The 19958-nt window shown below is 62.9% G+C and carries 18 protein-coding genes; 5 read left to right on the forward strand and 13 right to left on the reverse strand.

All coding sequences use genetic code 11. The features are described from left to right. The first annotated feature begins 2 nt into the window (after positions 1-2). The gene (locus U3648_RS02290; protein WP_420857613.1) at positions 3-479 is read left to right on the forward strand and encodes an NYN domain-containing protein; all 477 of its coding nucleotides are present in this window, start codon (positions 3-5) and stop codon (positions 477-479) included. Positions 480-583: 104 nt separating this feature from the next. On the opposite strand, the gene U3648_RS02295 is transcribed toward U3648_RS02290, so the two are convergent. The 4 genes from U3648_RS02295 to panC all read right to left on the reverse strand — a co-directional run bounded on the left by U3648_RS02295 (position 584) and on the right by panC (position 5050). Then, positions 584-1090 (reverse strand): hypothetical protein, encoded by a 507-nt coding sequence (locus tag U3648_RS02295; protein WP_420857614.1) that lies wholly within the window; start codon positions 1088-1090, stop codon positions 584-586. Positions 1091-1092: 2 nt separating this feature from the next. After that, positions 1093-3276 carry an excinuclease ABC subunit UvrB gene (uvrB, locus tag U3648_RS02300; protein WP_420857615.1) on the reverse strand — a complete coding sequence of 728 codons (2184 nt, stop codon included), beginning with the start codon at positions 3274-3276 and terminating at the stop codon, positions 1093-1095. 107 nt (positions 3277-3383) lie between these two features. Further along, a complete protein-coding gene (panB, locus tag U3648_RS02305; RefSeq protein ID WP_420857616.1) occupies positions 3384-4196 on the reverse strand; it encodes a 3-methyl-2-oxobutanoate hydroxymethyltransferase in 813 nt (270 codons plus the stop codon). Next, complete coding sequence (gene panC, locus U3648_RS02310; RefSeq protein WP_420857617.1) at positions 4193-5050, reverse strand: pantoate--beta-alanine ligase; 858 nt, start codon at positions 5048-5050, stop codon at positions 4193-4195. Before panC ends, panB begins: the two co-directional genes overlap by 4 nt. Before the next feature lie 151 nt (positions 5051-5201). Between panC and U3648_RS02315 the strand changes: the two genes are divergently transcribed. After that, positions 5202-7709 (forward strand): GcvT family protein, encoded by a 2508-nt coding sequence (locus tag U3648_RS02315; RefSeq protein ID WP_420857618.1) that lies wholly within the window; start codon positions 5202-5204, stop codon positions 7707-7709. A 68-nt stretch (positions 7710-7777) separates the two neighbouring features. On the opposite strand, the gene U3648_RS02320 is transcribed toward U3648_RS02315, so the two are convergent. Next, positions 7778-8851, reverse strand: coding sequence for an NAD(P)/FAD-dependent oxidoreductase (locus tag U3648_RS02320; RefSeq protein WP_420857619.1), 1074 nt, complete (start codon positions 8849-8851; stop codon positions 7778-7780). Between the two features lie 189 nt (positions 8852-9040). Between U3648_RS02320 and U3648_RS02325 the strand changes: the two genes are divergently transcribed. The 3 genes from U3648_RS02325 to U3648_RS02335 are packed head-to-tail and all read left to right on the forward strand — an operon-like array spanning position 9041 to position 10413. Beyond that, positions 9041-9490, forward strand: a complete 450-nt coding sequence (locus U3648_RS02325) for a hypothetical protein (protein ID WP_420857620.1) — start codon at positions 9041-9043, stop codon at positions 9488-9490. A 1-nt stretch (position 9491) separates the two neighbouring features. Continuing rightward, positions 9492-9713 (forward strand): helix-turn-helix transcriptional regulator, encoded by a 222-nt coding sequence (locus tag U3648_RS02330; RefSeq protein ID WP_420857621.1) that lies wholly within the window; start codon positions 9492-9494, stop codon positions 9711-9713. A 46-nt stretch (positions 9714-9759) separates the two neighbouring features. Continuing rightward, positions 9760-10413 carry a DUF2306 domain-containing protein gene (locus U3648_RS02335; protein ID WP_420857622.1) on the forward strand — a complete coding sequence of 218 codons (654 nt, stop codon included), beginning with the start codon at positions 9760-9762 and terminating at the stop codon, positions 10411-10413. Positions 10414-10469: 56 nt separating this feature from the next. On the opposite strand, the gene U3648_RS02340 is transcribed toward U3648_RS02335, so the two are convergent. The 8 genes from U3648_RS02340 to U3648_RS02375 all read right to left on the reverse strand — a co-directional run bounded on the left by U3648_RS02340 (position 10470) and on the right by U3648_RS02375 (position 19942). Next, positions 10470-11552 (reverse strand): BMP family ABC transporter substrate-binding protein, encoded by a 1083-nt coding sequence (locus U3648_RS02340; protein WP_420857623.1) that lies wholly within the window; start codon positions 11550-11552, stop codon positions 10470-10472. A gap of 85 nt (positions 11553-11637) precedes the next feature. Next, positions 11638-12552, reverse strand: coding sequence for an ABC transporter permease (locus tag U3648_RS02345; protein ID WP_420857624.1), 915 nt, complete (start codon positions 12550-12552; stop codon positions 11638-11640). Further along, positions 12552-13637, reverse strand: coding sequence for an ABC transporter permease (locus U3648_RS02350; protein ID WP_420857625.1), 1086 nt, complete (start codon positions 13635-13637; stop codon positions 12552-12554). Before U3648_RS02350 ends, U3648_RS02345 begins: the two co-directional genes overlap by 1 nt. Further along, the gene (locus U3648_RS02355) at positions 13624-15153 is read right to left on the reverse strand and encodes an ABC transporter ATP-binding protein (RefSeq protein ID WP_420857626.1); all 1530 of its coding nucleotides are present in this window, start codon (positions 15151-15153) and stop codon (positions 13624-13626) included. The genes U3648_RS02350 and U3648_RS02355 overlap by 14 nt, the downstream gene beginning before the upstream one ends. Beyond that, complete coding sequence (xdhC, locus tag U3648_RS02360; protein ID WP_420857627.1) at positions 15134-16084, reverse strand: xanthine dehydrogenase accessory protein XdhC; 951 nt, start codon at positions 16082-16084, stop codon at positions 15134-15136. The genes U3648_RS02355 and xdhC overlap by 20 nt, the downstream gene beginning before the upstream one ends. Continuing rightward, on the reverse strand, positions 16081-18381 hold the full coding sequence (xdhB, locus tag U3648_RS02365) for a xanthine dehydrogenase molybdopterin binding subunit (protein WP_420857628.1): 2301 nt from the start codon (positions 18379-18381) through the stop codon (positions 16081-16083). Before xdhB ends, xdhC begins: the two co-directional genes overlap by 4 nt. Beyond that, positions 18378-19742: a xanthine dehydrogenase small subunit gene (gene xdhA / locus U3648_RS02370; RefSeq protein ID WP_420857629.1), complete on the reverse strand. Its 1365-nt coding sequence runs from the start codon at positions 19740-19742 to the stop codon at positions 18378-18380. Before xdhA ends, xdhB begins: the two co-directional genes overlap by 4 nt. Further along, positions 19739-19942, reverse strand: a complete 204-nt coding sequence (locus U3648_RS02375; RefSeq protein ID WP_420857630.1) for a hypothetical protein — start codon at positions 19940-19942, stop codon at positions 19739-19741. The genes xdhA and U3648_RS02375 overlap by 4 nt, the downstream gene beginning before the upstream one ends. Positions 19943-19958 lie beyond the last annotated feature (16 nt).

Raw genomic sequence — 19958 nt, forward strand, 5'->3', positions numbered from 1 at the left:
GCATGACTTATCCCATTCTGTTTGCGGCCCTGGCCGCGCTGGGCCTGCTTGGGCTGTTCTTTCTGCGTCGGCGCCTGCGCCGCCGCTGGATCGTCGTGGACGGGTCCAATGTCATGTATTGGGATCAGGACGTGGCCGACATCCGGACCGTGCGCCGCGTGGTGGCGCAGTTGCGACAGGCCGGGTTTCATCCGCTGATCTGGTTCGATGCCAATGCTGGTTACAAGCTGGCGGACCGATACATGGGGCCAATCCCGCTGGCCCGGCAGCTGGGTGTCCGGGCGCAACAGGTCAGGGTTGCCCAGAAGGGCACCCCTGCCGACCCGTTCATCCTGTCCGATGCCCGGCGGCTGAGGGCCCCGGTGGTCAGCAATGACCGGTTCCGCGACTGGTGGGATGACTTCCCCGAGGCCGAACGAGGCAGGCAAATGATCCGGGGCCGGGTGGTCGGGAAGGACCTGAAGCTGGATATTTCCTAGGCGAGATTTTCCACTATGGCACCAAGCGTCCGCCCGGGTGGGCGCGGAACGCGCCCGCCGTGGGGCGGGCGGACGCGTGCCCGACGCTGGCGCGCCGGGCGGGGTTATTCTTCAGTCAAACGCTCTAAGGCCCCGGCATAATGTGCAGGCATTGATGTATGGGTCGCTTTGAAAGCGCTACGGGCCAATCGGCCAAACATTGTGGTGCTGACCTGATGAAGATGCCTTGCTTTGGGCCTGGTTATCCAGTTGCCCGCTTCCGCGTCCGGATAGTATCGCGTCGCCGTTTGCCCTCTTTCTTGTTTGATAGAGGCAATCAGTTCGCGTTCGGCATCGGAAAAGTTGATACCAAACTTTTCCAGCTTAGTTTGCAGAGCGACGAGGTTGTGCGCTTGGTCTTTGATCTGTCTCGCTGAAAGACCGTTTGCGGCCAAGCCTGCTTTGAGGAGCAGCTCGATTGCGTGAAAATAGAGGAAATAGACAGGCTCAGGCAGTTTATCCGCTGAGGGATTTGCCTTTCGAAGCGTCGCGGCGGCGGCAAGATACTCCTCGGCGCGGTTCAAAAGTCCGAGCCAATAATAGTCCCTCAATACTTCATCGTCTTGATCCAAGATTACCTCCCCCGCCGCTTCACTCCGCCCCTCTGCCCCGGCCGTCCCGCTGTTGACCGTCCGGCGGCCTTCTTCCCGTCTTCCACGGCTTTTTCCACCGCGTATTGCCGCGCCAGCGGGTCGTCGGACACCACGAGGTCCACGGTTTCCAGCCGTTTGATCTCGTCGCGCAGGCGGGCGGCCTCTTCAAATTCCAGGTTCTCGGCGGCCTTGCGCATGTCGGTCCGCAGCCCGTCCAGAACCGCCTCCAGGTTGGCGCCGTGCAGGGGTTTGTCGACCTTGGCGGTGACCCGGTTCATGTCTACGTCGCCCTTGTAAAGGCCCGCCAGAACGTCCTCGACGTTCTTTTTGACGGTGGCCGGCGTGATCCCGTGTTCCTCGTTATAGGCGATCTGCTTGGCGCGGCGCCGGTCGGTTTCGCGCATGGCCCGTTCCATGCTGCCAGTGATCCGGTCGGCATACATGATGACGCGCCCTTCGGCGTTTCGCGCCGCCCGGCCGATGGTCTGGACCAGCGATGTCTCGGACCGCAGGAACCCTTCCTTATCCGCGTCCAGAATGGCCACCAGCCCGCATTCGGGGATATCCAGCCCCTCGCGCAGCAGGTTGATGCCCACCAGCACGTCGAAGGCGCCCAGCCGCAGGTCGCGCAGGATTTCGATTCGTTCGATCGTGTCGATGTCCGAGTGCATATAACGGACGCGGATGCCCTGTTCGTGCATGTATTCGGTCAGGTCCTCGGCCATGCGCTTGGTCAGGGTGGTGACAAGGGTGCGGAAGCCCGCGGCGCTGACCTTGCGCACCTCGTCCAGAAGATCATCGACCTGCATTTCGACAGGGCGGATTTCCACCTTCGGGTCCAGAAGGCCGGTGGGCCGGATAACCTGTTCGGTGAAAACGCCGCCGGTCTGCTCCAACTCCCAAGCCGCCGGAGTGGCGGAAACGAAGACGGATTGCGGGCGCATGGCGTCCCACTCCTCGAACTTCAGGGGGCGGTTGTCCATGCAGGACGGCAGGCGGAACCCGTGTTCGGCCAGCGTGAATTTCCGCCGGTAGTCGCCCCGGTACATGCCGCCGATCTGAGGGACGCTGACGTGGGATTCATCGGCGAAAACGATGGCGTTGTCGGGGATGAATTCGAACAGCGTCGGGGGCGGTTCGCCCGGCGCGCGGCCCGTCAGGTAGCGGGAGTAGTTCTCGATCCCGTTGCAGACACCGGTTGCCTCCAGCATCTCAAGGTCGAAATTGGTGCGCTGTTCGAGGCGCTGCGCTTCCAGCAGCTTGCCCTCGTCCTGTAACTGCTTCAGCCGGACAGCGAGTTCTTCCTTAATCCCCTTGATCGCCTGCTGCATGGTCGGGCGCGGGGTGACGTAGTGAGAACTGGCGTAGATGCGGATTTTCTCGAACGTATCCGTGCGCTGCCCGGTCAACGGGTCGAATTCGGTAATGGTTTCAAGTTCTTCCCCGAAGAACGACAGTTTCCAGGCCCGATCTTCAAGGTGGGCTGGCCAGACCTCGAGGCTGTCGCCGCGCACCCGAAAGCTGCCTCGTTGAAAGGCCGCGTCGTTGCGCCGGTATTGCTGGGCCACAAGGTCGGCCATGACCTGCCGCTGGTCATACATCTTGCCGACGTGCAGGTCCTGGGTCATCGCGGAATAGGTTTCGACGGACCCGATCCCGTAGATGCAGGACACAGAGGCCACGATGATCACGTCATCCCGTTCCAGAAGCGCCCGCGTGGCCGAGTGGCGCATCCGGTCGATCTGTTCGTTGATCTGGGATTCCTTCTCGATATAGGTGTCCGACCGGGGCACATAGGCTTCGGGCTGGTAGTAGTCGTAGTAGCTGACGAAATATTCGACCGCGTTGTCCGGGAAGAACCCCTTGAATTCACCATACAGCTGGGCGGCGAGCGTCTTGTTCGGGGCAAGGATGATGGCCGGGCGCTGGGTTTCCTCGATCACCTTGGCCATGGTGTAGGTCTTGCCGGTGCCGGTGGCGCCCAGAAGCACCTGATCGCGTTCGCCGTCGCGGACCCCGGTCGACAATTCCGCAATCGCGGTCGGCTGGTCGCCCGCGGGCTGAAATTCGGTCTGCATGACGAACCGCTTGCCGCCTTCCAGCTTCTCGCGCTGTTCGGGCGCGCGGTGCATCATTGGCATCTGATCGGGGCGGTTGTTGTGCATGAACGACTCTCCGGGGCTGAGCCGCTACAATTGTGCCTATTTTGTTCCGGTTCAAGGGGGGCTGCTGACAGCCTGCTGTCAGCATGTCGGGCGGGGGCGCAACCAGACTACCTGTAGACCTGATCCTTGCCGGGGAAGCTGCGGTCGCGGACCTCTTCGGCGTAGGTCTTCACGGCCTCTTCGATCATCGGGCCAAGTTGGCCGTAGACCTTGACGAACTTCGGGGTCCATGGATTCAGGCCGAGCATATCCTCAAGCACGAGAATCTGCCCGTCGCAATTTGCCGAGGCGCCGATGCCGATGGTCGGGATATCGACCGCTTCGGTGATCCGGTCGGCGAGTTCTTCGACAACCCCCTCGACCACGACCGCAAAGGCGCCCGCTTCGGCCACGGCCTTGGCATCGTTGATGTGCACCTGCCACGCCGCTTCGTCGCGGCCCTGCACCTTGAACCCGCCCATGGTGTTCACCGATTGCGGCGTCAGGCCGATATGGGCCATCACCGGAATTCCGCGTTCGACCAGAAAGCGGATCGTTTCGGCCATACGTGCCCCGCCTTCCAGCTTGACCGCCTGGCACTGGGTTTCCTTCATGATCTTGGCGGCGTTGCGGAAGGCCATGTTGGGGCTTTCCTCGTAAGTGCCAAAGGGCATGTCGACGACGATCAGCGCCTTTTTCGTGCCGCGCACCACCGCTTTGCCGTGCATGATCATCAGGTCAAGCGGCACGCCGACGGTGCTTTCCATCCCGTGCATGACCATACCCAGACTGTCGCCGACAAGGATGAAATCCGCGTATTTGTCGACCAGCGCCGCCGTATGGGCGTGATAGGAAGTGAGCGAGACGATCGGTTCGCCCCCCTTGCGGCTACGGATTTGCGGCACGGTCGTGCGGCGGACCTGTTCGTTCTGGGCGCTCATGGGGCGATCTCCCTTTGGTCAATCAGAAGGACTGCGTTGTCCTCGGGGCCGAATTCGGCGGAAATCATGATGCCGACCGGGCCGGTCAGCGGGCCGGTGGCGGGGTCAAGGCTCAGGGCCTTGGCGATGTCCACCGCCTTCAGTCGCGCGCGGGGCTCGGCGTTGATCCGGGCGCGGATCGCCTCGGCCATATCCTCGACGGTGCCGCCACCCGCGGCGACCGCTTCGGCGTCGGTCAGCGCATGGTTCAGGCAGACAGCCGCCGCGCGATCCTCGGGGGTCAGACGGGTATTGCGGGATGACATGGCAAGCCCGTCGGGTTCGCGAACTGTGGCAACGCCGACAATGTGGATCGGCAAATGCAGGTCGCGCACCATACGGCGGATCACCTGCAATTGCTGATAATCCTTTTCCCCGAAATAGGCGGCATCGGCCTGCACGATGTTGAACAGCTTGGTCACGACCGTCGCGACCCCCCGGAAATGGCCGGGGCGCACCATCCCATGCAGCATATTGGCCAGCCGGGTGGTCTCAACGATGGTCTCATCTCCGTCGGGATACATTTCCTCGACGGTGGGGATGAACACCGCATCGACGCCCGCCGCTTCCAGCTTGGCCAGATCGTCCGCCTCGGTCCGGGGATAGGTTTCCAGATCCTTTGGGTTTCCGAACTGGGTTGGGTTCACAAAGATCGTGGCGACGACCCGGTCGTGAACGCCCGCCGCCTCGGCGACCAGCGACATATGTCCGGCGTGAAGCGCGCCCATCGTGGTGACAAGCCCAACAGTTTCACCCGCGTCCCTGAAAGACCAGACGGTCTGGCGTATGTCGTTGATGGTGCGGCAGATGTACATGATCCGTCCCTCGTTTGCCCTTTTGATACGGTGCCGCGCGGGGCTTCACAACAGGCGCTGTCGCATTCAGTCTTCCATATGTCGGCTGGTTCCCACGCAAGGGAATGGTTTCCGACAAATTGCCCGCAATTCTGCCCTATGGAGTCGGCCAATGAAAACTCAAGTCAAAGCTCTTGTCGTCGGCGGCGGTGCCGTTGGCACCTCGATCGCCTACCATCTGGCCAAGGCCGGCTGGGACGATGTCATGCTGATCGAACGGGACGAGCTGACCTCCGGCTCGACCTGGCACGCGGCTGGCCTGCTGCCGCTGTTCAACATGTCCTATGCGACCACCCACATCCACAAATACTCGGTCGATTTCTACAAGACACTTGAGGAAGAGACCGGGCTGAACGCCGGTTTCGCCGTGGTCGGCAACCTGCGCATGGCCCAGACGCAGGAACGTATGGACGAATACATGCTGTATGCGTCCACCGCCGAAACCTGTGACGTGAAATACGAATGGCTGACCCCGGACCAGATCAAGGAACGCTGGCCCCTGATCAAGACCGACGACCTGAAGGGCGCGATCTATCACACCGAAGACGGCTATATTAACCCCGCCGACGTGACGCAGGCGATGGCAAAGGGCGCCCGCCAGCGCGGGGTCGAGATTGTCCGCAAGATGCAGGCCGATGCCTTCCACTGGAACGGCACCCATTGGGAAGTCACCTGCACCGTCATGGCGGAAAAGGGCGGCAACCTGGTCGAGACGGACGAAAAGGTCGTCATCACGGCCGAGCACGTCGTTACCGCGTCGGGCAACCACGCGCAGCGCACCGCCAAGCTTCTGGGCATCAAGATGCCCGCGATCCCGGTGGAACACACCTTCATCGTCATGGACAAGGACCCCGAACTGGTCAAATGGCGCGAGGCGGGCAACCCCGAACACCCCGTCGTGCGTGACGCCGACAATGAATCCTACGCCCGCGAGGAACGCGGCGGCTGGATCCTTGGCATCTACGAACACGGTGCCCCGGCCCGGTTCGAACATGGCGTGCCGGACAGCTTCCGCGCCGACCTGTTCCCGCTGGATCTGGACCGGATCGCGGATCAATACATGGCGATGGCCGAACGTGTGCCGTCCTGTGCCGATAGCGGCCTGAAGGACGACTTCAACGGCCCGATCTGCTACACCCCCGATGGCAACCCGCTGGTCGGCCCGGCGCCGGGCCTGCGCAACATGTGGCTGGCCGAAGGCTTTTCCTTCGGGATCACCGCCGCAGGCGGCACCGGCTACTACCTTGCCCAGATGATGGTCGACGGCGAGGCCGAAATCGACATGGCGAGCCTCGACCCCAAGCGGTATTCGTCCAACTGGATGACCACCGAATTCGCGGCCCGCAAGAACGAAGAATGCTACGAACACGTCTACATCCTGCACCACCCGGATGAAGAACGCGAAGCCTGCCGCCCGCTGCGGACCGCCCCGGCCTATGACCGGCAGAAGGCCCGCGGCGCGCAGTTTGGTTTCGTCAACGGCTGGGAACGCCCGAACTACTACGGCCCGCTGGATGCACCTGAAACCTTCGACCACGACAGCCGGTCCTTCCGTCGCGGCGGCTGGTGGCAATATGCCGTCGAAGAGGCCAAGGCGATCCGCAACGGTGTTGGCCTGATCGACGCGACGGCCTTCTCCAAGCATGTCGTCAAAGGCCCCGGTGCAACCCAGTTCCTTGACTGGTTCACCTGTAACAAGCTGCCCAAGGTCGGCCGGATCAACCTGACCTATGCGCTGACTTCGAACGGCACCACCCGGACCGAATACACCATCGTCCGTAACGGCGAGAACAACTACTACCTCGTGTCTGCCGGGGCCTGGACCGAATACGACGCCGACTTCCTGCGCAAGGCCGCCGAGGACAAGATGGACGAGTTCGGCTACATCGAAATTCAGGATGTGACGACCCAATGGGGCGTCTTCGCCATCGCCGGGCCGAAATCCCGCGATGTGCTGAAAGAGGTGATCAACGACGCGGATCCGGAAACTGCCCTGTCGAACAAGCGGTTCCCGTGGCTGTCGGCCCGCAAGATCGAGCTGGGCATGTGCCCGGTCAACGCGATCCGCGTGGCCTATACCGGTGAACTGGGCTGGGAACTTCACCACCCGATCGAGATGCAGAACTACCTGTTCGATCTCTTGGAAAAGGCCGGGGAAAAGCACGGGATGAAGCTGGTTGGTGCCCGCGCCCAGAACTGGCTGCGTCAGGAAAAGTCCTACCGCGCCTTCGGCAACGAACTGGGCCGTGACGCGACCCCGCTGGAAGCCGACCTGCCGCGCTTTGTCGATCTGGAAAAGGAATTCCACGGCAAGGATAAGTTGGTGGAAACCGGCGTCCGGTCCAAGTGCTGCACCCTGCTGATCGACGGTCCGGCCGATGCTGATCCGTGGGGCCGCGAGGCGCTCTATGCCGAGGACGGCACCCGTGTTGGTCGCCTGACCTCGGGCGGCTATTCCGTGGCCTTCGAGAAGTCCATCGGGATGGGCTATGTCAAACCCGAACTGGCCGTGGAAGGCACCAAGCTGAAGGTCAAGATCCTGGACCAGCTTTGGGACGCCGTCGTGACCTGCGACAGCCCCTACGACCCGAAGAACGAAGTCATCCGCAAGGACGGCTGAGAAACGGAAAGGGCGGCCAATCGGCCGCCCTTTCTTTTTGTCTGGTAAGGGGCGAATGGAATCCGATCCTAACGCAGCCTGTCAGGCAACAGGGCCGAGGCCAGGTCTGCGCCAATTGCGGGGGACGTTCCCGCGACAATATCAGCCACGAACTGACTGTAGCCCGGTGCGGATTGAAACCCGTATCCGCCCTGCGCCGCACACCAGACAAAGGATCGGTCCGCCGGGTCCGGGCCAAGCACCATGTTTCGGTCGGCCACGAAACTGCGCAGCCCGGCCCAGTTGGACAGCATCCGGGTGACGGGGGCGGTGACGTGATCCTCGTACCGGGCCAGCCCTTCGGCAAGGGTCATGTCACCGGCCCATGCGTCATGCGGTTCGGTCGGGTCTTCCTCGGCCGGAGAGACGATCAGCGCCCCGGCGTCGGGCTTGGCATACCAAGTCTCGCCCACGCCAAAGAGCATGGGCCAACGGGATACGTCCTGCCCTTCGGGCGCGGCAATGCGGGCCATGGACCGGCGGTAGGGGGTCAGGCCGATGGGCGGGACATTGGCAAGGGCGGCAACCTGATCGGCCCATGCTCCGGCGGCGTTCACTAGGGTCCGGCCCTCGACGGTCTCGGCACCAGAGGATACAGCCCAGCCCGTCGCGGTCTTGCCAATGGCACAGACCCGGAACCCCTGCCGGACCTCGCCGGACTGACGGATGATCCGGGCGAAATCCTGCACGACCTTGTCCGTATCAATGTCCCATGCACCGGGATTATGCGCTGCGAAGGTCACCCGTTCAGGGTTCAGGATAGGCACCATGCCCAATGCGTCGTCCATCGACACAGGCTCAAGCCGCATGCTGGCAACGTCAGCGTCAAAGGCGGCCTGCTCCTCGGGTCCGGCAACCAGCAACAACCCGCGCGGCGACAGGTATCCGGCATCCGGCGCGGTATAAAAATCCCGGCTGGCGGCGGTCAGGGCGCGGATCGCCGGGCTGCCGTAGTTCGGCTCGTACAGCGCCGCCGACCGGCCCGACGTGTGGTAGGCCAGCGCGTCTTCCGCCTCGAGCAGGATGACCGATCCCAGCGCGGACAGGCGGGCGCCGACCGAGGCCCCGGCGATTCCCCCGCCGATCACGATGAAGTCGAACATGGCACACCTCCAGCCCCGGATTCGGGGGCGACCATCGCATTCGGGCCAATTCAGCGAAAGATGAAAACCAAGAATTACGTTGGAATTTCATACTGTTAATGCGAATGTGTAAAAAATACTTTACACGCAGTATCGTCAGGCATACATCAGGTAAAAGATTTTTGACACCATGATGCCGAGAGAACCGCCATGACACATACAGAACGCAACACCCTGATCGCGATCCTGATCAACCTCGGGATCATCTTCGTCTTTGGGTCCCGACTTTGGGCCCTGCATGAAACCGGCGCCTTTGATGCAGCCGATGGTCTGGCCGTCTGGGCGAAGACCGTGCTTTGGATGATCCCGGTCTCGATCGGTGCAACCATCGTCGGAACCATCCTGTTCGAAATCCTCTATTCGATCGCCACGAACAACCCAAAGCCCGAGCTGATCAGCGACGAGAGGGATCACCAGATCAGCATCTACGGGATGCGGGTCACGATGGTCGTGGCCAGTGCCGGTTTCATCGCGGCGCTTGTCGGGCTGGCTTTCGGATGGACGGCCGTCGCCGCGCTCAGCCTGATCCTCGCGGGCTTCGCGCTGGGTGATCTGACCGGAAACCTTGCACGCATGGCCCGCTATCGGGCATGGCTCTGACATGGCGAAACTTCGTATCAGCAATTCCATTCGCAAGCTTCGGTTCGAAGCAGACGAGATGACGCAAAAGGCGCTGGCCGAACGCGTCGGCGTCACCCGACAGACGATCATCGCCATCGAAAACGCAAAGTATTCCCCGACGCTTGAACTGGCGTTCCAGATTGCGGCCGTTTTCGGAAGACCACTGGAAGAGGTCTTCCAGTTCGACGGCGACCCCAAATAGGGCCGCTGAGGCCCCCCAAACCACACCTTTACAAAGGAGCAATCCAATGACCCGGCTTTTTCCGGCCAGCCGAGCTGTGCCTGCACTTCTGTTCTTTCTCACCGCTGTCCCGATCATCGCGGCGCTTGTGCGCATGGTCCAAATCCCAACGGGAACCTTGCCCGACATCGCCCAGCACCTGACCACGACCCCGGTTTCGCACTACCTTCACGCGGCGGCGGGTGCGACGTTTGGTATCATCGGGCCGCTGCAATTCGGGGCGGTCATTTCGGGGCGCTACGGGCGGCGGCACCGGGTGATGGGACGAATATTCGTCCTGGCCGGGGCGGTCCTGTCACTGTCCGCCTTCCGCCTGTTGTGGTCTTACCCGGAAACGGCTACGCCCTTACTGGATGGGGCACGGCTCTTGGCGGCGGTCGTCGTGTTGGCGGCGCTATGGATCGCGGTTCGGGCCATTCGTGGGCGGGACCGGGACAGGCATATGGTCTGGATGATCCGCGCCTATGCCGTCGGGATGGGGTCTTCGACCGTGGTGTTCTTCTTCATTCCCCTGATGATCCTTGGGATCGAAGAACCTGCCCCGCTGGTGTCCGATGCCATCTTCATCCTGGCCTGGGGGATCAATATCGGGATCGCCGAGTTGCTGATTGCCCGGTTTCGGCGGCGGCGGGCGCAGGCTGCGCGACCGGCCCTCGCCTGACCCTGCAACGAAAAAGGCCCGCCAGTTGGCGGGCCTTCCGTGTCAGGTGCAATGGATCAGGACGGAATATCGCCTTCGATCCCTTCAACGTAGAAGCTCAGACCGGCAAGCGTGCCGTCATCCGCCACTTCGCCTTCGGCCAGCCATGGGCTGCCGTCCTGCTTGTTGATCGGGCCGGTGAACGGGTGATACTCGCCCGCCGCGATTGCGTCGCGCATCGCTTCGGCTTCGGCCTTGTATTCCTCCGGCACGGCCGAGGAGATTTCGCCGATGCCAACCATGCCCGCGCCGATGCCGTCCCAGGTGTTGACGCTGGTCCAGGTGCCATCCAGCACAGCCTGCGTGCGTTCGATGTAGTAGGGCGCCCAGTTGTCGATGATCGACGAGATGCGCGGCATCGGGCCAAACTCGGCCATGTCGGCGGCCTGACCGAAGGTGTAGACGTTCCCGGCCTCTTTCGCGGCGGCATGCGGCGCGGTGGAGTCGGTGTGCTGCAGGATCACGTCGCAGCCCTGTTCGATCAGGACCTTGGCGGCGTCCGCTTCCTTGGCGGGGTTCAGCCATTCGAAGATCCAGACGATCTTGAATTCCACATCCGGGTTCACCTTGCGGGCGTGGATGAAGGCCGAGTTGATGCCGCGCACGACTTCCGGGATCGGAACCGACCCGATGTAGCCCACCTTGTTCGACTTGGTCATGCGGCCGGCAAGGGTGCCCTGAATGGCGCGGCCTTCGTAGAAGCGGGCGGAATAGGCCGACACGTTTTCGGCGGTCTTGTAGCCGGTCGCGTGTTCAAACTTCACATCGGGGAAACGGGCGGCGACGTTGATCGTCGGGTCCATGTAGCCGAAGGAGGTCGTGAAGATCAGTTTGCAGCCCTGACGGACCATCTGGGTCATCACGCGTTCGGCGTCCGGGCCTTCCGGCACCGATTCCTGATAGAGCAATTCGACAGCGCCGCCGAAGTGTTCTTCCATTTCCTTGGCCGAATGGTGGTGGTGCTGGGTCCAGCCGCCATCGTTGATCGGGCCCACGTAGACAAAGCCGACCTTCAGCGGTTCCTGCGCGCGCAGCGGCGCACCCAGAACGGCGGCCATGGCGGCGGTGGTGCCAGTTGCAAGCAGTGTTCTTCTTTTCACTTTTCAGTCTCCCAGTTGGTGGGGCGTTTCCCGCCCCGTCATTGTTGCCCCGTCCCGGCAGCCGGGCGCGGGGCGGGTCGATGCCTCAGCGAGAGGCGTGGAATGTCTTGCCAAGCGATCCGGGCGCGCGGCCGGCGGACAGGATGACAAGCACAAGGATCGTCGCGATGTAAGGCGACATTGAGAGGTATTCGACGGGAATCGCAAGCCCTGCCGCCTGAAGGTTCAACTGAAGAACCGTGACACCGCCGAAAAGATAGGCACCCAGCAGCAGCCGGACCGGCTTCCAGCCCGCAAAGACAACAATGGCCAGCGCGATCCAACCCGCACCGGCGGTCATCCCTTCGGTCCACTGCGGCACCCGGACAAGGCTGATATAGGCCCCGCCCAGCCCGGCGCAGGCCCCGCCGAACAGGATGGCAAGGATACGGATGCGGATCACGTGATAGCCCAGCGCATGGGCCGCTTCGTGGTTTTCCCCCACGGCCCGCAGGACCAGCCCGGCGCGGCTGTATTTCAGGAAGGCCCAGACCGCTGCGACAAGGATCAGCCCAACATAGACCATCGGGTCATGGTTGAAGACGATGGGCCCAAGCACGGGGATATCCGACAGGACCGGAATATCCAGCTTTGGAAAGGCGGGGGGGCGCGCCTCGGCATAGTTCTGGCCCAGAAGGGCGGACAGGCCCAGCCCGAACAGGGTAAGAGCAAGCCCGGTCGCCACCTGATTGGACAGGAAATACTGGGTCAGGATCGCGAAGAGGAACGACAGGGCCATTCCGCCCACCGCCGCGCCCGCGAAGCCGACCCACGGATTGCCGGTGTTATAGGCAAAGATCATGCCGCAGGCGGCCCCGGTGATCATCATCCCTTCGACCCCAAGGTTCAGCACCCCGGCCCGTTCGACGACAAGTTCCCCTATCGCGGCCAGCATGATCGGCGTTGCCGCCACCATGAGCGATGCCAGAAGGAGGATCGGATTGATTGCTGAAAGATCCATTACGCGGCCTCCTTCGCGGTCAGACGAATGCGGTAGTTGGTCATAAGGTCAACGGCCAGAAGGAAGAACAGAAGCATCCCCTGGAACAGCTGCACCGCCGACCGGGGCAAGCCGAGCGTAAGCTGCGCGGTTTCCCCGCCGATATAGGTCAGCGCCATCAACGCCCCCGCCAGCAGGATTCCAACCGGGTGCAACCGGCCAAGGAAGGCAACGATGATCGCGGTGAACCCGTAGCCCACGTTGAAGCTCGACAGGATCTGACCCGAAGGGCCGGCCACCTCGAACATGCCGGCGGCCCCGGCGAGCGCGCCCGAGATCCCCATGCAGACCAGAACCAGCCGGTTTGCATTGACCCCGGAAAAGGCCGCCGCACGGGGGCTTTGCCCGGCCAGCCGGACGTTGAACCCGAAGATATGCCGCGACAGGGCGATGTAGGACACGACCACCGCGAAGAGCGCCGCGATGACACCCCAGTGCAGCCCGGTCCCCGCGATCAGGTCGCCGTTATAGGCCGATGCATATTGTTGCAGGTTGCGGCTGCCCGGGAACCCGTGGCCTTCGGGGTTGCGCAACAGCCCCAACGACATGGAGTCGAGCATGAAATCCGCGACATAGACAAGCATGAGCGAGACGAGGATTTCATTGGTCTTGAACTTGACCTTCAAAAGCCCCGGGATCATCGCCCAAAGCATACCGCCGACCATGCCCGCGATGATCATCAGCGGGAAGATCAGCCAGCGGGCCTCCATCGGGTAGAAGGCAAGGCCAACACCGGCGCCGAAAATCGCGCCCATGATGTATTGCCCTTCGGCCCCGATATTCCAGATACCAGCCCGGAACCCAAAGGACAGGCCCAATGCAATCAGGATCAGCGGACCTGCCTTCTTGACCAGTTCGGGCCGGTCGAAGGCCGCGAATTCGCCGAACAGCGGATCCCAGAAAATCGTGCGGATCGATTCAAGCGGCGGCTTGCCCAGCATGGCAAAAACCGCGCCGCCGACGATCATGGTGACCACCACCGCCACAAGGGGCGCAAGGTAGGTCCATGCCTGCGACGGCTGCGGGCGTTTCTCAAGCGTCAACATGGGCCACCTCCATATCGTGTGCGCCGCCCAGCATCAGGCCGATCTCGTTGATCGTCAGCCCCTTGGCCGGGCGCGGGGCCGACAGGCGGCCTTCGTTCAGGGCCGCAAAGCGGTCCGAGATTTCCATAAGCTCGTCCAGATCCTGGCTGATCACGATCACCGCCGCGCCTTCGGCGGCCTCGTCAAGGATCGCCTGCCGGATCGAGGCGGCCGCGGCCGCGTCCACGCCCCAAGTGGGCTGATTGATGATCAGAACCTCGGGGCGCTGCATGATTTCTCGCCCAATGACGAATTTCTGCAGGTTGCCGCCCGACAAGGCGCGGGCGGCAACATGGCTGCCCGGGGTTCGCACATCGAAGGTTGCAATCACCTCTTCAGCGAAGTCCTTGGCCTTGGACCAGCGGACAAAGCCCCGATCGTCGGTCAGTTCCATCCGGACCGCGCCTGTCAGAACCGCGTTTTCGATGAGGCTCATATCTGGGGCGGCGGCATGGCCGTTGCGTTCTTCCGGCGCGGCCGAGATACCAGCCTTGCGGCGGGCATTGGGGGACAGGTGCCCCACCGAATTGCCCTTGAAGCTGATCATGCCGGGCTTGGTCCTCATCTCGCCCGACAGGGCGGCGACCAACTCGTCCTGACCGTTGCCGGCGACACCGCCGATGCCCAGAACCTCGCCCGCGCGGACCTCAACGCTGATGTCCTTCAGCGCGGTGCCGAATTGGTGAGGGGCCGGGGCCGACAGGCCGCTGATCGCCAGAACCACATCGCCTTCCTGCGCCTTGTCGGCCTTTTCGGGGACATGCAGCGTGGCGCCGACCATCATTTCGGCCATGTCGCGGGCCGATGTTTCGCGTGGGTCGCATGTGCCCACGACCTTGCCCAGACGCAGGATCGTCGCGTGTTCACAAAGCGCCCGAATCTCTTCCAGCTTGTGCGAGATATAGAGGATCGAGGTGCCTTCCGACCGCAGCTTGCGCAGGGTTTCGAACAGGATTTCAACCTCTTGCGGGGTCAGAACGCTGGTCGGTTCGTCCATGATCAAAAGTTTCGGATCTTGCAGCAGGCAGCGGATGATCTCGACCCGCTGGCGTTCCCCGGCCGACAGGTCGCCGACGACCCGGTCGGGGTCCAGCGGCAGGCCATAGGTTTCCGACACCTCGCGGATGCGGCGGGCCAGATCGCCCATCTTCGGCGGATTTTCCATCCCAAGGGCGATGTTTTCGGCCACGTTCAGCGCGTCGAACAGCGAAAAATGCTGGAACACCATGGCAATACCGGATGCCCGCGCGGCGCGTGGTTCGCTGGGTTGGAACGAATCCCCTTCCAGCGTCATGGTCCCCGTGTCCGGTTTGACCAACCCGTAGATGGTTTTCACCAGTGTTGATTTCCCGGCCCCGTTTTCCCCCAGAAGGGCGTGCACTTCGCCCTTCTTGATCGAAAAACTGACATCGCTGTTGGCGACGACGCCGGGGTAGGCCTTGGTCAGGCCGGATAGTTCAAGCAGTGTGTCTGTCACAGCCTGCGGTCCCCCTGTTGTTATGGGTTTCGGCCTGTTTCATCAGGCTCGTTGCGACCCCCAGCGCGATGGCGCGGGGGTGCTTTCCTAGTGCCGGGTCGCCGATTGGGCAAGCGATCCGGGAAATCTGTGCAGCGGCATGGCCCAAGGCCCCAAGGCGGCTGCGAAACCGCGCCCATTTGGTGGCAGAGCCGATGACCCCGCAACTGCCGAACCCGCGCCGCAGCAGGGCGTCGCAGAGTTTCAGGTCAAGGTCGTGGCTGTAGGTCAGGATGATGTGCTGTGCGTCCTGCGGCGCATGGGCGGCCAGCAGGACAGGATCGGCGGCGGGCAGGGCGGTGACGCACTCTGCGACATTGGCTGGGAACCGGTCTTGCCCGGTGTCGACCCAAGTGATCGCATAACCCGGCATCGGGGCCAGAATATCGACGATCTCGCGCCCGACATGACCCGCCCCCCAGATCCAGAGCTTTTCCGGCTGAGCCTCGGCCACCTCGATCAGCCAACCGTCCTGAGCGACGGGCGGGGAGCCGGGGCGCAGATTGGTCAGTTTTCGCGCGACCGATGCAGGGACTGGACCGGACGTGCCGGGCAACGGCCGCGCGAAAGGCAGGGAGGACGGTAGGTAGGTCTGGTCAAACCGTTCCCAGACCAGCGTGACGGAGCCGCCGCAGCATTGGCCCAGCGATGGGCCAAGCGGCAGGGTCCGGTGCCGGATTGGGTCTTTGGCGGAAAGCATGGCAAGGGCGTCTTGGGTCGCCCGGTATTCCAACTCTCCGCCGCCGATGGTGCCGTCTTGGCCGTGTGCCCAGACCAGCATGGAGGTGCCCGCGCCACGCGGGGCGGACCCTGCATCGGCGGTGACCAATACCCGGACGACGCTGCCGTGTTCGGCAACCGCCTCCCGCAGTATGGCCAGGTTCAGGCTCATCCCCGTGCCCTCTTGACCGCTTGCAGGACACGTTCGGCGGTCGCCGGGGCATCCAGCATCGGATAGTTCGGGCCACAGGCCGCCGCCGCATTCGACAGCGCAAAGAAGGCCGACATGCCAAGGTTGAACGGCGGTTCGCCCACGGCCTTGGATCGGTAGATCGTCGCCTCGGGGTTTTCGCCGTCCCATAGTTCGACGTTGAAAACTTCGGGCCGGTCCGAACAGGCCGGGATCTTGTAGGTCGACGGCGCGTGGGTGCGCAGCCGCCCCTTGTCGTCCCAGACCAGTTCCTCGGTCGTGAGCCAGCCCGCGCCCTGCACGAAAGCCCCTTCGACCTGCCCCTTGTCCAGCGCCGGGTTCAGGGACCGGCCGACATCGTGAATGATATCCGTCCGCAGGATGCGGTTTTCCCCGGTCAGCGTGTCGATCACCACTTCGGTCAAAGCCGCGCCATGCGAGAAGTAGAAGAACGGGCGGCCCTGTCCCTTGGCCCTGTCCCAGGACAGGTCGGGCGTCTTGTAGAAGCCCGTGGCCGACAGGCTGACCCGGTTCTGGTAGCAGGTGGCAGCGGCCTGTTCGAAGGTCATTTCGTTGTCGCCGACCCGCACCTTGCCGTCTTCGAAACGGACCCGCTCGACTGGGCATTGATGCAATTCAGCAAGGCAGTCGGCCATCCGGTCGCGGATCGTGTCGCAGGCAGCCTTGGCGGCCATCCCGTTCAGGTCCGACCCGCTGGAGGCCGCCGTGGCCGAGGTGTTGGGCACCTTGCCGGTGTCAGTCGCGGTGATCTTGACCAGCGACACGTCGACGCCAAACCGGCTGGCCGCGACCTGGGCGACCTTCTGGAACAGCCCCTGTCCCATTTCGGTGCCGCCATGGTTCAGGTGGATCGACCCGTCCTGATAGACATGCACCAGCGCCCCGGCCTGATTGAGGTGGGTGAGGGTAAAGCTGATCCCGAATTTCACCGGGCTAAAGCCGATCCCGCGTTTCAGGATCGGGTTCCTGGCGTTCCAATCGGCAATCGCAGCCTTGCGGTCGGCATAGTCTGCGTCCGCCAGCAGTTTCTCGGTCATTTCATCAAGGATGAAATCCCGCACCTCCATCCCATAGGGGGTGGTGTTGCCGCTGACCTTGCCCGCGCGAACCGGCCCCATGTTGTGGTAGTAGTTGGTTTGCCGGACCGCGATGGGATCAAGGCCAAGGGTATGGGCGATGTGGTCCATCACCCGTTCGATCCCGAATATCCCCTGCGGTCCGCCGAACCCGCGATAGGCCGTGGCCGATTGGGTATTGGTCCGCAACCGGTGGGATGTGATCCGCGCGTGGTCCAGAAGATAGGCGTTGTCGGCATGCAGCATCGCCCGGTCTGCGACTGGGATGGTCAGGTCCAGCGCCCAGCCGCCGCGGGTGTATTGCTGAAAATCAATCCCCTTGATTCGGCCCGTGTCGTCAAAGCCCACGTCATAGTCGATCCGGAAATCATGCCGCTTGCCAGTGATGGTCATGTCGTCGTCGCGGTCATAGCGCATCTTGACCGGGCGGCCGGTTTTCACCGCAACCACGGCGCAGGCACAGGCCAGCGCATTGCCCTGGCTTTCCTTACCACCAAAGCCGCCGCCCATCCGTCGGGCCTCGACCCGGACGGCGTTCATCGGCACGCCCAGTGCCTCGGCCACCTTGTGCTGAATCTCGGTCGGGTGCTGGGTCGAGGAATAGACGACCACATCGCCGCCTTCTTGCGGCGCGACCATGGCGGCGTGGCTTTCCAGATAGAAATGTTCCTGCCCGCCCATTTCCAGCCGTCCTTGCAGACGGTGTGGGGCCGTGGCCAATGCGGTGTCGGTATCGCCTTTTTGCCAAACGCGCGGGCCGTCGTCGAAATACTGGCCTGCCGCGACCGCCTGATCCACGGTCAGGATCGGCGCCTCTTCGGCATAGGTGATCCGCGCCTTTGCTGCCGCGCGGCGGGCCGCATGGTGGCTGGTCGCCGCGACCACAAAAATCGGCTGGCCGACATAGTGTACCGTGCCATCCGACAACAGCGGTTCGTCATGGATCGACGGGCTGACGTCATTGGCAAAGGGCAGGTCATCGGCGGTCAGAACCGCGACGACACCGGGGGCCGTCCGAACCGGGTCAAAGTCCATCGCGGTGATGGTGCCGCGCGCAATGGACGAGGTGCCGAACGCCAGATGCAGGCAGTTCGCAGGGGTCGGGATGTCATCCACATAGCGGGCCTGACCGGTGACGTGCAGCGGGCTGCTGTCGTGGGGAAGGGGTTTCGTCACGCTCATGCCCGCACCTCCAGCACATTGGTCGCTTGCCCTGACAGTTCCGCGAAATAGCGGCGCAGCAGGTTCCGCGCGGCCTCAAGCCGGTAATCGGCCGAGGCGCGCATGTCCGTGAGCGGTGTGAAATCTGCTGCGAAGGCGGGTAGGGCGGCGTCGATCGTCGCCTCGGTCCAATCTTGGCCGATCAGCGCGTCTTCGACCGCCTTGGCCCGCTTGGGAATGCCCGCCATCCCGCCAAAGGCGATCCGGGCATCTGTCACTTTTCCATCCGCGACGGTCACGTTGAAGGCGCCAAGGGCCGCGGAAATGTCCTGATCGAACCTTTTGGAAATCTTGTAAACCCGCAAGGCAGGCGCGGATTTCGGGAAGCTGACCGCCTCGACGAATTCGCCGGGCGCGCGGTCCTGCTTGCCATAGTCGATAAAGAAATCTTCCAGCAGGATATCACGGCGGGTGCTGCCCTTGCGCAGGTGCAGGGTGGCGCCAAGGGCGATCAGTACCGGCGGGTTGTCCCCAATCGGCGACCCGTTGGCGATGTTGCCGCCAAGCGTGGCCGCGTTGCGCACCTGTTCCGAGGCATAGCGGCGGATCATGTCGGCATAGGACGGGTGATAGACCTGCATGGTTTCATACATGTCGGTCATGGTCACACCCGCGCCGGCGCGGATCACGTCACCCGACAGATCAAACCCTTTCAGGTCCGCACAGCGGTTCAGAAACGCCACCTTGGGCAGGTCGCGCATCTGTTTCGTGACCCAAAGGCCAACATCCGTGGCACCACCGATCAGGGTCGCGTCCGGGTTATCGGCATACCAGGCAGCCAGTTCATCGACCGTTTCCGGGGCGATGGACAGGGGCGATACCTCCAATTCTGCCGCGTCATCGTTCAACCAGTCCGGGGCATCCTCCGCCTCGGCCGCTTCGGCCGCGCGGATGATCGGGGCATAGCCGGTGCAGCGGCACAGGTTGCCGGCCAAAACCACGTCGTGATCTGTCCGGCCCTGCATGTGACCCGCCACCATCGAGGAAATGAACCCCGGCGTGCAGAAGCCGCATTGCGACCCGTGCAGGTCCACCATCGCCTGTTGAACCGGGTGGAGGGTGCCATCAGGCCCCGCCATGCCTTCGACGGTGCGAACTGCCTTGCCGTGCAACTGGGGCAGGAACAGGATGCAGGCGTTCCGGGCGCGCACGCCCTTTTCGTCAGTGACGACAACGCTGCACGCGCCGCAATCGCCTTCGTTGCACCCTTCCTTGGTTCCTGTGAGTCCCTGATCCTCCCGCAACCAGTCAAGCAAGGTTCGGGTCGGATCGGCTGCAACCCGCACGGTCTCTCCGTTCAGAAGAAACGTGATCTCGGTCATGCCATTTTCTCGGCCGCCTTCTGTTTTGCGTAGGCCTTTTCGGCCATTTTTCGCTCGGCGCTGATCCGATGCGGCGTAAAACCAGCGCTCCCTGTTGGTAACTTCAACAAAACCTTGATTGCGGATTCGGGCAAGGGGTGCGGGGCCAATCGCCGCAGAAAGACCTTTTGGGAATTCTTGAAAATCGCTCTGATTGTCAAAAATCACTTGAGTTTT

The organism is Marivivens marinus (assembly GCF_035969385.1).
Taxonomy (GTDB): Bacteria; Pseudomonadota; Alphaproteobacteria; order Rhodobacterales; family Rhodobacteraceae; genus SELP01.